At 67.5% G+C, this 15,117-nt stretch carries 9 protein-coding genes; 7 read left to right on the top strand and 2 right to left on the bottom strand.

All coding sequences use genetic code 11. The annotated features are described in order from the left end of the window. Positions 1-295 precede the first annotated feature (295 nt). The gene (locus tag M2299_RS20290; RefSeq protein ID WP_088100980.1) at positions 296-844 is read right to left on the bottom strand and encodes a Dps family protein; all 549 of its coding nucleotides are present in this window, start codon (positions 842-844) and stop codon (positions 296-298) included. A gap of 86 nt (positions 845-930) precedes the next feature. Between M2299_RS20290 and hrpA the strand changes: the two genes are divergently transcribed. Further along, complete coding sequence (gene hrpA / locus M2299_RS20285) at positions 931-5,016, top strand: ATP-dependent RNA helicase HrpA (protein WP_280884904.1); 4,086 nt, start codon at positions 931-933, stop codon at positions 5,014-5,016. A gap of 138 nt (positions 5,017-5,154) precedes the next feature. Here hrpA and M2299_RS20280 read toward each other — a convergent pair whose 3' ends face one another. Then, complete coding sequence (locus M2299_RS20280; RefSeq protein ID WP_080150500.1) at positions 5,155-5,691, bottom strand: hypothetical protein; 537 nt, start codon at positions 5,689-5,691, stop codon at positions 5,155-5,157. Positions 5,692-5,821: 130 nt separating this feature from the next. Between M2299_RS20280 and M2299_RS20275 the strand changes: the two genes are divergently transcribed. From M2299_RS20275 to M2299_RS20250, 6 genes are all read left to right on the top strand, one after another. Then, the gene (locus tag M2299_RS20275; RefSeq protein WP_280884903.1) at positions 5,822-7,978 is read left to right on the top strand and encodes a bifunctional (p)ppGpp synthetase/guanosine-3',5'-bis(diphosphate) 3'-pyrophosphohydrolase; all 2,157 of its coding nucleotides are present in this window, start codon (positions 5,822-5,824) and stop codon (positions 7,976-7,978) included. Between the two features lie 30 nt (positions 7,979-8,008). After that, entirely contained in the window at positions 8,009-9,580 is a 1,572-nt protein-coding gene (locus M2299_RS20270) for a hypothetical protein (RefSeq protein WP_280884902.1), read from the top strand. A gap of 63 nt (positions 9,581-9,643) precedes the next feature. Continuing rightward, the gene (locus tag M2299_RS20265) at positions 9,644-10,540 is read left to right on the top strand and encodes an NAD-dependent epimerase/dehydratase family protein (RefSeq protein ID WP_280884901.1); all 897 of its coding nucleotides are present in this window, start codon (positions 9,644-9,646) and stop codon (positions 10,538-10,540) included. After that, positions 10,537-11,565, top strand: a complete 1,029-nt coding sequence (locus M2299_RS20260) for a glycosyltransferase family 2 protein (protein WP_280884900.1) — start codon at positions 10,537-10,539, stop codon at positions 11,563-11,565. Before M2299_RS20265 ends, M2299_RS20260 begins: the two co-directional genes overlap by 4 nt. Before the next feature lie 90 nt (positions 11,566-11,655). Then, entirely contained in the window at positions 11,656-14,097 is a 2,442-nt protein-coding gene (mrcB, locus tag M2299_RS20255; RefSeq protein WP_032974979.1) for a penicillin-binding protein 1B, read from the top strand. After that, positions 14,094-14,630 (top strand): hypothetical protein, encoded by a 537-nt coding sequence (locus M2299_RS20250; RefSeq protein WP_080278370.1) that lies wholly within the window; start codon positions 14,094-14,096, stop codon positions 14,628-14,630. The genes mrcB and M2299_RS20250 overlap by 4 nt, the downstream gene beginning before the upstream one ends. The last annotated feature ends 487 nt before the right edge of the window (positions 14,631-15,117 follow it).

Here is a 15,117-nt window from a genome sequence, read left to right as displayed (position 1 = left end):
CTGTCAGATATCGACAAACAAAATGGGGTCGGATCCGTTTTCCTGCGGAAAACGGATCCGACCCCAAGAGCTGGCCCGGCAGATCGCGGAGGTCTGTCGAAGGCGGGGTGGGTCCGGTGGCAGGGGTGTCCGCGGCATGGATGCCGCGGCCAAGCCCCCATGGACGGGTTTACGGCGTCCCCTGCCACCGGACCCACCCCGCCTACCCACAGGAAGCCAGCTTTTGCTTCGGCCGTTGCCGTTGCCGTTGCCTCTGCGGGTGCAGGGCGCAGCCCTGCCGAACCACCCAAAACCCTTACTGGAGCAGCGAGCGCAGCATCCACGCGTATTTTTCGTGGGTCTGCAGGCGCTGGGTCATCAGATCCTCGGTCGGAGCATCGTCGCCCTTGGCAGCCACATCCAGCACTTCACGTGCCGTACGGCATACCGCTTCGTTGGCGACCACCAACTGGCGTACCATTTCACGCCAGTCCGCACTGTCGGTCAGGCCCGGCTCCTCGACGATCGAGGTCAGCGCAGCAAATTCCCGGTAGGAGCCCGGGGCATTGAAGCCCAGTGCGCGGATGCGCTCGGCCACATCGTCCAGTGCGGCCCACTGCTCGGTGTACTGCGTCTCGAACATGGTGTGCAGCGAGTTGAACATCGACCCGGTGACATTCCAGTGGAAGTTGTGGGTCTTCAGATAGAGCGTGAACGCATCGGCCTGGAACCGCGCCAATCCGTCGGCGATCTTCTTGCGGTCGCCCTGGGTGATCCCGATATCGATGTTGGGGGCCGACGGCGCGGAAGCCGCAAGCTTCTGCTTGCCGGTCTTGGGCTTGGTCGTGCTCTTGGTCTTCGCCATGGGGTTCCTCCTTGTGGAATCGTTGGCCTTCACAATAAATCAGTCTTGATGACTGGTCGCATTCAAAGTTTTAAACGAACCGATTGATGAACGCTATCGACAAAATGCCGCAGTCCCGCCAGCGCCAACAGCGTGCCGCCATCGACGGCGCCATGAGCCGCGACCGTGGACGATTGCTGGGAATGCTCTCGCGTTGCCAGGCCAAGCCACAGGATGCGGCGTTGGCCGCCAGTTTCGAGCAGGCCTTGCAGGTTTCGGTGCAGCGCCGGCAGGCGCGGGCGCAACAACAGCCGGCCATTACTCTGGACCCACAGCTGCCGATTGCGCGTGAAGCCGAGACCATCACCCAGTTGATCCGCGACCATCAGGTGGTGGTGATCGCCGGTGAAACCGGCTCGGGCAAGACCACGCAGCTACCGAAGCTGTGCCTGGCCGCCGGCCGTGGCCAGGCCGGCATGATCGGCTGCACGCAGCCGCGCCGGATCGCCGCACGTGCGGTGGCCAGCCGTGTCGCGCAGGAACTGCAGAGCGAGCTGGGCCAGCTGGTGGGCTACCAGGTGCGCTTCAACGACAAGGTCGGCGAAGACACCCGCATCAAGTTCATGACCGACGGCATCCTGCTGGCCGAAATCGCCAGTGATCGCTGGCTGTCGAACTACGACACGATCATCGTCGACGAAGCGCACGAACGCAGCCTCAACATCGACTTCCTGCTTGGCTATCTCAAGCAGCTGCTGCGCAAGCGCCCGGACCTGAAGCTGATCGTCACTTCGGCGACCATCGACACCGAGCGCTTCGCCCAGCATTTCGACAATGCGCCGGTGATCAGCGTCGAAGGCCGAACCTATCCGGTGGAGGTGCGCTATCGCGCGCTGGAAGGCGAGGGCGAAGACCAGGGCGAACGCACGGTCAACGATGCGATCGTTGCGGCCATCGACGAAATCACCCGCCTGGATTCCCGTGGCGACGTGCTGATCTTCCTGCCGGGCGAGCGTGAGATCCGCGATGCACACCAGTCGCTGGAGCGGCGCAAGTACCGCAATACCGAAGTGCTGCCGCTGTACGCGCGGCTGTCCAACCAGGACCAGGACCGGGTGTTCAACCCCGGCCCGAACCGGCGCATCGTGCTGGCCACCAATGTGGCCGAGACCTCGTTGACGGTGCCGCGCATCCGTTATGTGGTCGACCCCGGTTTCGCCCGCGTCAAGCGTTACAGCCCGCGCAACAAGCTGGACCGGCTGCACATCGAGCCGATCTCGCAGGCCAGTGCCAACCAGCGCAAGGGCCGCTGTGGCCGCGTGGCCGAGGGCATTTGCTATCGCCTGTATGCCGAGGCCGATTTCCAGGCGCGGGCGGAGTTCACCGATCCGGAAATCCGTCGTTCCAGCCTGGCCGGGGTGATCCTGCGCATGCTGCAGCTTGGCTTGGGCCGCATCGAGGATTTCCCGTTCCTTGAGGCGCCGGATGAGCGGGCCGTCGCTGACGGTTGGCAGCATCTGACCGAGCTGGGGGCGATCGACAGCGAACGCCACCTGACCGCGATCGGCAAGCAGATGGCGCGCCTGCCGGTGGACGTGAAACTGGCGCGCATGCTGGTGGCGGCGCAGGCGGCAGGCTGCCTGCGACCGATGCTGGTGATCGCCTCGTTCCTGGGTATCCAGGATCCGCGCGAGCGGCCGCCCGAGGCGCGTGGCGCCGCCGACAACGCACACGCGCAGTTCGCCGATGGCCGCTCCGAGTTCGTCGGTGTGCTGCGCCTGTGGGATGCCTATCGCCAGTCCCATGAGGATCTGACCCAGTCCAAGCTGCGCGACTGGTGCGGCCGCCACTTCCTCGGCTTCCTGCGCATGCGTGAATGGCGCGAGCTGCATCGGCAGCTGCGCCTGCTGTGCGAGGAACTGGGCTGGAAGGAAGAGGCCAACGAGGCATCGATGGCCCCGCTGCTGGCCGGCAGCAGTGCGCCGGCTCCGGCGCGCGATGATGCTGCTGCGGTGAAGGCGACCCGTGGCCAGCTGCACCGTGCTGCGCGCCTGGCCCGCGAGGGCAAGGCCGAAACGGCGCCCGCGCCGGTCGCGGCCCGTGCGCAGAAGGACCAGGCGCCCGACGGCGGTGGTTACAGCGAACGCGTTCGCGCCACGGCTTACCAGACCCTGCATCGGGCCTTGGTGGCGGGCCTGCCCACGCAGATCGGCCATCGCAGCGAGAAGGGTGATTTCCAGGCGCCGCGCCAACGCCGTTTCCTGCCGTTCCCCGGTTCGACGCTGTCCAAGCGGCCGCCACCGTGGCTGCTGGCTGCCAACCTGCTGGATACGCAGAAGGTGTGGGGCATGACCCTGGCGGCGATCGAGCCGGACTGGGTGATTGCCGAACTGCCGCACCTGCTGCTGCGCAAGCACTTCGACCCGCATTGGTCGCGTGCGCAGGGCCAGGTGCTGGCCTCCGAGCAGATCAGCCTGTTCGGGCTGGTGCTGGCGCCGAAGAAGCCGGTGCATTACGGCCGCATCAACGCCGGCGAGGCGCATGACATCTTCGTGCGCCAGGCACTGGTGACCGGTGAGATCAACACCCGCGCCAGCTTCGTGGCCGACAACCAGAAGGTGCTGGAGCAGGCGCGCGAGGAAGAAGCCAAGCTGCGCCGTGCCGGCATTGTTGCCGACGAGGACTGGCAGGCACGCTGGTACCTGGACCGGGTGCCGCCGCAGATCCATTCCGCGTCCGGGCTGGATGCGTGGTGGAAGGCGCTGCCGCCGGAACAGCGCAAGGGCCTGCACTGGTCATTGATGGATCTGCTGCCGGGCGAAGGCAGCGAGCAGGAGCGCTACCCGAAGTACCTGGCGCTGGGCCAGGCGCGGTTGCCGCTGCACTACCGCTTCGAACCGGGGGCCGACGATGACGGCGTGACCCTGGACGTGCCGCTGCATCTGCTCAATGCACTGGATGCAGTGCAGTTGGGGTGGCTGGCGCCGGGTTTCGTTGCCGACAAGGCGGCGGCCTTGATCCGCAGCCTGCCCAAGGCGATGCGGCGCAACTACGTGCCGGCACCGGATTTCGCGCGCGCGTTCTACGAGGCCTTCCCGCAGCCCAGCGCGGACGCGATCACCGGCGAGCTGGCGCGTTTCCTGTCCCGTGCAACCGGGGCAACCGTGGCCGCTACCGATTTCGAGCCCGGTTCAATCGAACCGCACCTGCACATGAACCTGCGCCTGCGCGATGAGCAGGGCAAGGTGCTGGCAACCTCGCGCGACCTCGATGTGCTGCGTGCGAAGTTCGGTGGCCGTGCCGGCGATGCGTTCGCCGCACGTGCCGGGCGCGAGATGGCGGCCGATGGCCTGCGCACGTTCCCGGCCTCGCCGATTCCGCTGCAGGTACCGGGCGAGGCCGGCGTGCCGGCCTATCCCGCGCTGAAGGATGAGGGTGACAGCGTTGCACTGCGCATCTTTGCTGATCGCCAACAGGCCGAGGAAGTACACCCGCTGGGCGTGCGTCGACTGCTGGAGATCGGCCTGGGCGAGAAGATCAAACAGGCACGCAAGCAGTTGCCGGTAGCAGCGAAAACTGGCCTGTTGTACGCCTCGATCGAAACCCAGGAACGCCTGCGTGGCGATCTGGTCGATGCAGCGCTGAATGCCGTGCTGGCCGACGGCCTGGGCGATATCCGCGATGCGGCGGCATTCGAGCAGCGTCGCGAACACGCCGCAAAAACGCTGTTCGGCGAAGCCATGCAGCGGTTGAAGCTGGCCGAGTCGATCCTTGCCCTGGTGGCAGAGTTGAAGCCGATGCTGGAAGCACCGTTGATGGGCTGGGCGCGCGGCAATCTGGATGACATGGAGGCGCAGCTGGTTGGGCTGATCCATCCCGGCTTCCTGCGCGACACGCCGGCCGATGCCCTGGCGCAGTACCCGCGGTACCTGAAAGCGATGATCCTGCGCACCGAACGCGCCAAGCGCGATCCCCCGCGTGACCAGGCGCGCATGCTGGAACTGCACCCGTTCCTGGAGGCGTTGCAGGTGGGCGAGCAGCAGGGCCTGCGCGAGCGGCCGCAGTGGCAGGCCTTGCGCTGGGATCTGGAGGAGCTGAGGGTTTCGTTGTTCGCGCAGGAGCTGGGCGCACGCACCGGCGTTTCGGCGAAGAAACTGGCACAGCGGGTGACCGCACTGCGCCAGGCCTCGTAACCCCTGGGCTGGCCCCGCCGGGCACTCGCCGGCGGGGTCAAGCGGAATGGCATCCACGCATGGCGTGGATCTACTGTGGGACGTGGCGCAGCAAGTTGCCGCCGAGCATGGTCTCGGCGGTACCGGCTGACAGCGTCGTTACTTGGTGCGGCGCACCTTGGGCTGGGTGTTCACGCCTTCGACCTTCAGGTACCACACGCCCATCACTCCGGGGCTGATGCTGACCTTCGGCGACTGCTTGCGTACGCCGGAAATCGAGGTGGCATCGGTCTGTTCCCACTGCTGGCCATTGTCCAGCACGTAGATCCGGCCCTTGCCGAAACCGCGGAACTCGCCCTGCAGCACGCCGCTGATCGGCTCGTTGCTGCCGAAGTCGAAGAAGCCGCGGTTCTTCACGATCACTTCCTGGCGGCCTTCCTCGCGCGCTTCTTCGCGCACCGCAGCGACGGCCTCGGTGGTGGCGGCTTCAACCTTGCCCTGCAGCCAGCGGTTCAGCGTGGCCAGCTCGGCGGCATTGAGCTTGTCCAGGCCAGCGGCCTTGAATTCGGCCGGTGACATCTGCTGCTGCAGGTCACCCTGCACCACGCGCTGGGCCAGCGCAGGCGCCGACAGGGACAGCAGCACGGCGGCACAGGCCAGCAGGCGAGGGCGGAAAGGCAGGGTGATCGAAGGCATGGCGGAACTCTCCCGTGGATGTCGGCGAGTGTAGCGGCATGTCCACATTCCCGGCGATGCTGGCCGCGGCGATTGTTCCTGAACGGCTGCGGCGCTAGTGTAGGGGCTTCTGTCTTGCCTGCTCGATGCTGTGAACCGCGCTTCCGTCCCCGGCCTGGATGCCTTGTTGAACCGCCCCTCGGCAGCCGTGCTGCCGGCTCCGCTGCGCCAGGCCCTGCGCGGGTATTGGGAAGCGCCGGACTGCGACCCGCAGATGCGTGCCAGCTGGTCGGTGCTGGGCGATACCCTGGACGCGCTGGCGATGCTCTCGGCAGACGAGGGCGCCGTGGTGGCGGCCCTGCTGTTCGATCTGCCGGGCCTGCGCGTCCACCTTGATGCATTGCCGCTGGGCAGCCACAAAGCGGCGGTGATCGGCCTGCTCGATGGACAGGATGCGGCCGATCCCGTCTGGGCACTGCATGCCGGTCGCGAGGCCGGCCGCAACAGCGAAGGCCTGCGCCGGTTGCTGCTGGCCATCATCCGCGACCTGCGGGTGGTACCGATCCTGCTGGCCCGGCAGCTGGCGCGCATGCGCCCGGCCGACAAGCTCGATGAGGAGCAGCGCCGCGCGCTGGCCCAGTTGACCCGCGACATCCATGCGCCGCTGGCCAACCGGCTCGGTATCTGGCAGTTGAAGTGGGAACTGGAAGACCTGGCCTTCCGCCACCTGGAGCCGGAAACCTACCGGCGCATCGCGCGTGAGGTCGACGAAACCCGCATCGCCCGCGAGCGCTACGTCGAGAATGTGAAAAAGGTGCTGTCGCGCGAACTGGGCGTGCAGGGCATCCGCGCCGAGGTCAGTGGCCGGCCCAAGCACATCTACAGCATCTGGCGGAAGATGCAGAAGAAGCGCCTGGCCTTCGACCAGCTGTATGACATCCGTGCGGTACGGGTGATGGTCGACGACGTCGCCGCCTGCTACGCCGCGCTCGGCGTGGTGCATGCGCTGTGGGCACCGGTGCCGAGCGAGTTCGACGATTACATCGCCCGGCCCAAGGCCAACGATTACCGCTCGCTGCATACGGCGGTGGTTGGCCCGGAAGGGCGCACCATCGAAGTGCAGATCCGCACCCACGACATGCACGCGCAGGCCGAGCTGGGCGTGGCCGCGCACTGGAAGTACAAGGAAGGCGGCAAGGGCGCGGAGAAGTCATTCGATCGCAAGATCACCTGGATGCGGCAGCTGCTGGAGCAGGCGCAGGACGGGCAGGGCAATGAACTGGCCGGGGCGCTTGATGCCGAGCTGACCGAAGACCGTGTCTACGCGCTGACCCCGAAGGACGAGGTGCTGGACCTGCCGCAGGGCGCAACACCGCTGGATTTTGCCTACCAGGTGCACACCATGGTCGGGCACCGCTGCCGCGGGGCCAAGGTCAACGGCCGCATCGTGCCGTTGACCTACCGCCTGCGCAGCGGGGATCGCGTCGAGATCCTCACCGGCAAGGAGGCCGACCCGCGCCGCGACTGGCTGATGCCGGCCAACGGCTTCCTGGCCAGCAACCGCTCGCGTGAGAAGGTCCGCAGCTGGTTCCACAAGCTGGACCGTGCGCGCAACGTGCAGGCGGGGCGCGAGCTGCTGGAGCGCGAACTGAAGCGGCTGGGCCTGCAGCATTCGGACCTGTCCGCAGCGGCGAAGAAGTTCCACGCCGACAGCGTCGACGACCTGTACATCCAGGTTGCCCTGGGCGATACCGGCCCCAACCAGGTCAGCCGTTCGCTGCTGGAGGCCGAGCGTGCGGCCAGCCAGCCGGCGCCGACGTCGACCTTGCCGCGGCCGACCGCGCGCCGCGAGAACCTGGGCAAGTCCAAGTTCACCGTACAGGGCGTGGGCAACCTGCTGGTGCAGCTGGCGCGCTGCTGCCAGCCGGTGGCGGGTGAACCGATCGTCGGCTACCTGACCCGTAGCCGTGGTGTCACGGTACATCGTGCAGACTGCGTGGCATTGGCACGGCTGGCTGCGACCAGCCCGCAGCGGATCCTGCCGGTGGAATGGGGCCAGGCCGGCGGTGGCTATGAAGTGGACGTGGTGGTCGACGCGGTCGACCGCCGCTGGCTGCTGAAGGACATCACCAATCTGATCGCACAGGAAGACGCCTACGTGCTGGACATCCACAGCGACAACGTCCGCAACAGCGGCCGCGCGCATCTGCGCCTGCGGCTGAAGGTCAGCGACTACGGCCAGTTGTCGAATCTGCTGGGCAAGCTCGATGCGTTGCCGGGCGTGAGCGAGGCGCGTCGTCTGGGCTGAGCTTCACGCTGCCCCGGCTACCCTGCACGCATGGAACGCGAGCCCCCGCATCGCTCACACGGCGCCGCACATCCGGCGCTGGATCGCGTTCGCCGTGAAAGCCGCTGGTGGTGGCTGCAGGCGCGCCACGCACGACGGGTGTGGCGTTGGGCACTGCTGGCTGCCGCAGCCGTGTTCGTGCTGCTGGTACTGGTGCGCAAACCGCTGGCGGACTGGTTCTGGGATGAGCCACAGATAGAACAGCTGCTGGCCGAAGGCGATCGCGCACTGAGCGAAGGACGCCTGACCGCGGCCGACGGCAGCGGCGCGCGTGAACGCTACCAGGCGGTGCTGGCCCTTGATGGCGACCGCCCGCAGGCGCGACAGGGCCTGGCCCGCACCGGCGCGGCAGCGTTGCAGCAGTCGCGTGAGCGACTGCGGGCGGGCGACCTGGACGGCTGCGCGCGGGCGCTGGCGTTGGCACGTGAGCTGCAGGTGCCGCGCGCCGAGGCAGATGCGGTGGCCCAGCAGCTGCAGGCGCGTCGTCGCGCCGGTGCTGGCATCGGCGCCTTGCTTGCGCAGGCCCGCAATGCCTTTGCAGCGGGGCGGCTGGACGACGGCGACAGCAGCGCGCTGCCGTTGTTCCAGCGCGTGTTGGCACTGCAGCCGGACAACCTGCCTGGACTGGAGGGGCGCGAGGATGCATTGAGCGATCTGCTGCAGCAGGCGCGTGCACAGGCGGGGCGCGGCGAACTGGCCACGGCGGCAGCGACCCTGCAGCGTGCACGCCAGTTCGATCCAGGTCATTCCGAACTTCCTGCCAGCCAGGAAGCGCTGGCCAGGGCAATCGACCAGCGCCTGCAGCAGGGGCAGCGCGCGCTCAAACGGCAGCAGCTCGAAACGGCTGCGGAGAGTTTCCAGGCCGTGCTGGCGGTCACCGCCGATGATCCTACGGCGCTGCGTGGGCGTGAGCAGGTCGTGCAGGCGATGCTGGCGCGCAGCCAGAAGCGGGCCGACGACTTCCAGTTCGAGGCGGCCGACAAGGACGCCGCGCTGGCAGCGGGGCTGGGTGCCTCGCTGGCAGCGCAGCAGCAGCTTGCACAGCGCCTGCAGCGTGCGCGGCAGGCGCGACAGTCGTTGCAGCAGCCGGGCATCAGCGCGGCCCAGCGCGAGCGCCAGCTGCGCGATAGGTTGCGCCAGATCGACCGCGCCGAGCGTGCCGGACAGTGGATCAGCCCTCCCGGTCACAGCGCCTTCGATGCGCTGCGCGAAGCGCAGGCACTGGCGCCGCGCGACAGCCGGGTCAAGGCAGCGGCAGCGCGTCTGCTGCCCGCCAGCCGGTCCTGTTTTGATGACAACCTGCGGCAGAACCGGGTGCAGGCTGCGGGCGCCTGCCTGCAGGCCTGGCAGACCCTGGCACCGACCGCCACAGGGTTGCCCGATGCGCGTGCCCGCCTGGCACAACGCTGGCTGGCGATCGGCAGCGAACGGCTGGGTCGCGGTGATGTGGCTTTTGCCGAACGTGCACTGGAACAGGCGAGCCAGCTGGGTGCCGGTCCGGCCACCGCCGAATACCAGCAGTTGCAGGAGCGGCTGCGCGACATCGGTAGCGTGCCGCCCTGACCCGATGGATCGCATTGACGCAGCTATAGTAATGGCCCCCTGTTGCCTTGCCCTGGATAGTAGATGACCGTTCTTGTTTCCGGCGCGACCAGCCAGATCGGTCGTTACCTGTTGCCACGGCTGGTCCAGGCCGGCATGGACGTGCAGGCGGCAAGCCGACGTCCACAGGCGGAGCAGCCAGGAGTGCAGTGGCTGGGCGGCGACCTTTACGATGCACTTGACCAGAGTGGCCCGCACGCTTGGCAGGCCATTGCCAGCTCCAGCCCGATGGAGCTCTGGGCGGAATGGCTTTCCCGGCAGACGGTGGCACCGGCGCCCCGGATCATCGTCACCAGTTCGATGAGCGTGCTCACCAAGCAGGAATCGGCCCAAGCCGATGAGCAGGATGTGGTTGCAATGCTGCAGCGCGGGGAACGGGGCCTGATTGCGCAGGCCGAGCGTCTTGGCATGGAGTGGACGATCCTGCGGCCGACGCTGATCTACGGTGCCGGCATCGATCGCAGCATCTCCCCGATCGTGGCGCGCGCGCGCCGTCTTCGAGTGTTTCCCATTCCGATGACCCATGGCATGCGTCAGCCAGTGCACGCCGACGATATCGCCCAGGCCATGGTGCAGGCCATACGAACCGGGGCCGCCGCAGGCCGGGTGTTGGAAATCGGTGGCGGCGAACGGCTGCCTTACCACGAGATGTTCCGTCGCATGCGTGCCAGCCTGGTGGAATCGACCCTGCCCGTGCCGCTCCCGGATCTGTCGCTGCGCATGTTGGCCGCGGTTCTGCCCCGTGCGCGCGGCCCGGTGTCGCGCCTGCAGCAGGACCTGATCGCCGACAACAGCGAATTGACGGCGCTGCTGGGTGTGCGGCCGCGCCCGTTCCGGCCGGATGCTGGTACCTGGCAGCCCATGACCCCCGAGCTGGCATCCGCACGCGTTGCCGCTTCTCCGCCAGGGGCAGTGGCATGACCTTCGTACGTCCCAGCGTGGGTGTTGCGTTGTGTACCTACAACGGTGCGCGCTACCTGCAGGCGCAGTTGGACAGCATCCTGGCGCAGAGCGAGCCGGTGGATGAGGTGGTCATCGGCGACGATGGCTCTTCGGATCAAACCATGGCCCTGCTGCAGGTGTTCAGCAGCCGGGCGGGCGCGATGGGCATACGCGTCGAGGTCGTGCAGCATGCACGCAATCTCGGCTACATCCTGAATTTTGCCGATGCGCTGCAGCGCTGTCGGTCCGACATCCTGTTCCTGTGCGACCAGGACGACGTCTGGTATGTCGATCGGGTTGCAACTTACCTGCAACGGTTCCAGGCCGATCCGGGCCTGCTGCTGCTGCACAGCGATGCGCGCCTGGTGGATGGCGATGGCGTTGCGCTGGGTGGACATCTGCTTGAAGTGCTGGGAGTGCATCCGGCCGAAGTCGAGCTGGAGCGATCTGGACGAGCCATCGATTCGATCCTCCTGCGCAATTTCGTCACCGGCGCCACCTGCGCGCTGCGGCGCAGCCTGCTGGCCGAGGCATTGCCGATCGCTCCGTGCTGGAGCCACGACGAGTGGCTGGCCGTGGTCGCCTCGCTGCGCGATGGACTGGATATGCTGGCGCGGCCGACCATTGATTACAGGCAGCACGGCAACAACCAGATTGGTGCCAGCCGGCGGGGCTTCATGCAGCGGCTGCGCCAGCTCGACTTGCTCGATCAGCAGCGACGCCAGCGTACGGCTGAGCGCCTGCTGGGTCTGGATGCATTGCTGCAGCAGCACGGTGTGGCGCTGGCACCGTTGGGTTTCCCGGGGCTGTCCGCCTTGGCCTGGCGCATGGCCTGGTCGCGCGTGCAGCTGTACCGGCGGCCGGATGTGAGCGCGCGCTGGATTGCCCACGATGCGCCACGGCTGCTGGCCCGGCTGCTGAATGTGTGCCTGGCCGGCGCCGGCTGGATAGGTGTCCGTGCGGCCGCGGCCGGTGCCCGTGCCGGGTGGCGGATGCCGCGCTAAGCTTGAACTGCAGTGAAACCCGGGGCCGGCGCCTGCCTGCCTTAGCGGCGCCTGCGTTAGACTCGCCGGACCCTATCAATCCGCATTCCCGTGCCCCGACGCTACGATTCCGACGACATCGACGATTCCGACGACGACCTGCAGGACGATGGCAGCCCGCTCTGGCGGCGCCGACTGATCACCTGGACCATGGCTGCGGTCGCGTTGGGATTGGGTTTCCTGATCCCCTATACGCTGTACCTGAACCAGCAGGTGACGCAACGCTTCGGTGAACTGCGCTGGCAGATCCCGACGCGCGTCTATGCACGCCCGCTGGTACTGATGCCCGGCAAGGCGATGGATGCGGCAACTCTGAAGACCGAACTGGCCGCCTCGGCCTATCGCGATGATGGCCAGGGCAAGGATCCGGCAACCTATGCGGTGCAGGGCGGCCGCTTCGTCATCTCCAGCCGCGGCTACAACGATGTCGATGGACACGTTGCTGCGCGCCGGGTCGAGCTGTCGCTGTCCGGCGGCAGCATCGCATCGTTGCGGGACGCCGACAGCCGCAAGGCGCTGAAGGCGGCCCGCATGGATCCCGCGCGCATCGCCACGCTGTATGGGCAGAAGCAGGAAGAGCGCCGCCTGATCCGCATGAACGAGGCCCCGGACCTGTTGGTCACTGGCCTGCAGGCGGTCGAGGACAAGGACTTCAACCGCCATCACGGCATCGATCTGTCCGGTATCGCGCGCGCGGTCTGGGTGACTGTCCGCTCCGGTGGGCAGAGCCGCCAGGGCGCTTCCACCCTGACCCAGCAGCTGGCCCGCAGCGGCCTGCTGGGAATCGGCAAGGAACAGACCGTCACCCGCAAGTTCAACGAGGTGCTGTACGCGCTGATCATGGAAGCGCGCTATGACAAGCGCACCATCTTCGAGGCGTACCTCAACCAGGTGTATCTGGGCCAGCGCGGCAGCCAGGCGATCCACGGCATGTCCTCCGGTGCCGAGTTCTGGTTCGGCCGTGATCTTTCCTCGCTGGAAACCGAGCAGATCGCGCTGCTGATCGGCCTGGTCAAGGGGCCGTCCTACTACGACCCGCGGCGCAATCCCGAGCGCGCGCTGGACCGTCGCAACTTCGTGCTGGGCAAACTGCACGAGGCGACCCTGATCGACGATGCCGAGTACCAGCGTGCGTTGAAGGCGCCGCTGGGCGTGCCCAAGACCCCGGGCCTGGTGGCAGCCAACCGCTTCCCGGCCTACGTCGACCTGGTGCGTCGCCAGCTTGCCCACGACTATCCGGAATCCGCCCTGCAGGGCGCTGGCCTGAGCGTGATGAGCGGCATGTCGCCGTCCGCGCAGGCTTATGCCGAAGGTGCGGTCACGCGCACCATCAAGTCGCTGGAAAGCAAGCGTCGCCCCGAGCTGCAGGCCGGCCTGGTGATGACCGACGTGCACAACGGTGACGTGGTGGCGGTGATCGGCAGCCGCGAAGTGTCCGAGGTCGGCTTCAACCGTGCCATCGAGGCGCAGCGCCCGGTCGGCTCGCTGCTCAAGCCGTTCGTGTACCTGCTCGCGCTCGCGCAGCCGGACCGCTATTCGCTGGCCAGCTGGGTCGATGATTCACCGGTGACCGTGCAGCTCAGCCGCGGCCGAAACTGGAACCCCGGCAATGCGGACAACCGCAGCCACGGCACCGTGCGCCTGATCGATGCGCTGGCCCATTCCTACAACCAGGCTACGGTACGCGTGGGCATGCAGGTCGGACCGGAGCGGGTGACCCAGCTGATCCACGTGCTGGCCGGGATCAAGGCCGAGGCGAACCCGGCGGTGATCCTCGGCTCGACCGACCAGAGCCCGTACGCGATGGCGCAGCTGTACCAGTTCCTGGCATCGGGCGGCGAGATCCAGCCGCTGCACGCGGTGCGTGGCGTCCTTGATCCGCAGGGCAAGCTGCTCAAGCGCTACGACAAGACCCCGGCACCGGCACAGGAAGGTGACTCGATTGCCGCCAACCTGATCAGCATCGGCCTGCAGCAGGTGGTGGCCAGTGGTACCGCGCAGCGTTTGAACGCCGATGGCCTGGGCCGCCTGCAGCCGGCCGGCAAGACCGGCACCACCAACGATGGCCGCGACAGCTGGTATGCCGGTTACACCGGCGATCACCTGGCGGTGATCTGGATGGGCAATGACCAGAACGAACAGGCCGGCCTGTATGGCGCCACCGGCGCGATGCGGGTGTGGTCGGGCATCTTCCAGCGCCTGCCGACGGCGCCGTTGAAGGTCAGCAACAAGGGCCTCGACTGGCAGCCGGTTGCGGCCACGGGAACCAACAGCACCGATGAAGGGTGCCCGGGTGCCCGCCGCTTCCCGTTCGTGGTGGGCTATGCGCCTGCGTATGAACCGTGCGCACCGGCGGCCTTGCCGGACGCGCAGGGCGGTGCGGAAGGCGAGGGCGGCGGCTGGCGCAGCTGGTTCGGCCTTGACCGTAAGCCCGAACCCGCTGCTGAACCTGCCGCAGCACCCGCTGCAGCGACTCCTCCTCCAAGCCGATGATGCCGATGACTATCCGTTCGCTGTTCCAGCCCCTGGTCCTGAGTGGCCTCAGCCTGGCCCTGGCGGCCTGCGTGAGCAGCGCGCCGCAGGTGGTCAAGCCGGTGGACACCACCACGCCCGCACAGCGGCTGGCAGCCGTGGAAGCCGCAGCCGGCCCGGATGACAAGGAACTGTCGGTGCAGCCACTGCGCGATTCCCAGGTTGAGGATCTGCGGCAGACGGCGCTGAGCCAGCGCAAGGCCAATGATCTGGCTGGCGCGGCCGGCAGCCTGGACCAGGCGTTGCAGATCGTGGCCGGTGATCCGTCGGTATTGCAGGAACGCGCGGAACTGGCGCTGCTGCAGGGCCAGTGGGCGGAGGCGGAAACGTTCGCACGCAAGGCTGTGGATCTTGGCTCGAAGACGGGGCCGTTGTGCCGCCGGCACTGGGCGACGATCGAGCAGGCGCGCCTGGCGCGGGGCGAGAAGGAGAATGCGGTGTCCGCGCACGCGCAGATTGAAGGCTGCACGGTGCCGGGGATCAAGCGGTACTGAGTTTCCAGCCAACGGCGCAGCCCCTCGTGGCTGGCTGCCTGGTCGCGCAAAAGCCGCGCTGGCCGGGCAGGTTGGATTCGCGGGGGACGCCGTGAACCCATCCTTGGGGGCTTGGCCGCGGCATCCATGCCGCGGACACCCCCGCGAACCCAACCTGCCCGGCCTCTGACAGTTTCCGTGTGCGGTCAGCCACGGAAAAGAAAAAGAAAATCAATAGCGGGTAGCGCGCTGCGCGCACTCGCAGGGGTCGGATCCGTTTTCCGCAGGAGAACGGATCCGACCCCTTCCACTTTCTCCGTTACACCAACCGCTTCCGCTCTGCCTTTGCATGCCGTCACCGGAAAACTGTCGAAGGCGGGGGCTGTGGGTTTGCGGGGTGTCCGCGGCATGGATGCCGCGGCCCAGCCCCCCGGGGGGGGGGGGGGGGGGGCGGGGGGGCCCCCCCCCCCCCGCCCGGCCGCCGGGGAACCCGGGGCCCTGTACCAAC

This window comes from Stenotrophomonas sp. 1278, assembly GCF_029892765.1.
Taxonomy (GTDB): Bacteria; Pseudomonadota; Gammaproteobacteria; order Xanthomonadales; family Xanthomonadaceae; genus Stenotrophomonas; species Stenotrophomonas indicatrix.
Note: the sequence above shows the minus strand (reverse complement) of the source record. Positions and strands in the feature narration are given on the sequence as shown.